1 protein-coding gene is annotated in these 1,303 nt (G+C 65.0%); it reads right to left on the bottom strand.

Features of this window, described 5'->3' with window-relative positions:
* Nucleotides 1-1,303, bottom strand: a 1,303-nt coding sequence (locus AB8E48_RS08900) for a S8 family serine peptidase (protein WP_368886472.1), incomplete at both ends; no start/stop codon positions are given.

The following is a 1,303-nucleotide window of genomic DNA, read 5'->3' as shown; positions in this document are numbered from 1 at the left end:
AGGAGTTACCGCCGATAGCGGTGTCACCCACCTCCGTGTTCGAGGCAATGACCACGCCGGTTGCGCCAGCCGCCTGCAGGTTGTCGAAGCGCACCTTCGAACCGCAGGGTGCTACGCCGTCAGCGTCCGCCCAGTCGATGAGAGCCCACTTGCCCTTCAGTGCGGCGGCTTCCTCTTCGGTGAACGCCTCGCAAGCGTAGCGGTTGCGGGAGGCGGCACGCACCACGGTGCCGCGCAGCTGCTCCTCGGTCGCCTTCGAATAGTCGAAGCTGACCGAGTAATCGCCGTAGGTGTCTGCCTCGTTGGCGGGGGCGAGAATCTTGACGCGGTCGACCAGCTGGGTCGAGCCAATCGAGTTCGCCACGGTCAGGCCGTAGGCGCTGGTGCCGGGGCCGCCCGAGTTGGAGTAGGTGTCGCCCACGGCGTTGTAGTTGTTGGCGTTACCCGCCGCAACCACGGAGAGGATACCCTCGCGGTAGAGGGAGCCGACCGCGTAGTTCACGGTCTCATCGAACACGCCGAACTCGTTGCCGAGCGACAGGTTCGCGATGTCGGCGCGGTCGGAGAAGTCGCCGTCGTCGTTGGGGTCGAGCACACGGTCCAGGCCGAGGGGAACGAACGCGGTGGTGCCCTTACAACCGAAGATGCGCAGACCAATCAGCTGGGCGTCCGGTGCGGAGCCGGGACCAATCTTCATGTCCTTGAGCTGCTCGTCGGTGAGCTTGGAGTAGTCGCCGTGGAAGGTCGAGCCGTCCGCGTTCACGCCGTAACCCGCCGCGGTACCCGCCACGTGGCTGCCGTGGCCGCCGCAGTCGAGCGGGTTGTTATCCGGGTGGGGAGTGGAGGTTTCCTTCTTGGCGGAGTTGTAGTCGTCACCGACCAGGTCGTAGCCGCCGAGGAACTTCTTCGAATCGTAGGTGCCCTCGGGAATTGTGTCGGATGCCTTCGCCTTCTCGAAGGCCTCCTGCGTGCCGGGGCCACCCAAATCGGCGTGGGTGTAGTCGATACCGGTATCGAGCACCACAATCTTCACGCCCTTGCCGGTGTAGCCGGTGGAGGCGGGGTTCGCCGGGCTCTTCGCCCACACGGAGAGCGTGTCCGTATCAATGAGGGTGCCGCTGTTCTGCGGTGCCATGTCCTCAATGATGCTGATGCGTTCCACATCGTCGCGGTTCGCGAGCGCACGAATCTGCTCGACGTTACCGTAGAGCGCCACGCCGCGCATCGTATTGTGGGTGGTGTACAGGACCTGCGCGCCGGATTCCTTCGCCGCGGAGGCACCCTGCTGCTGCACGCTGGCACG

Origin of the sequence: Rothia mucilaginosa (assembly GCF_964211445.1) — a bacterium.
In the GTDB taxonomy this organism is placed as follows: Bacteria; Actinomycetota; Actinomycetes; order Actinomycetales; family Micrococcaceae; genus Rothia; species Rothia mucilaginosa_E.
The sequence above is the reverse complement of the archived record's forward strand: the minus strand, read 5'-3'. Positions and strand labels throughout refer to the sequence as shown.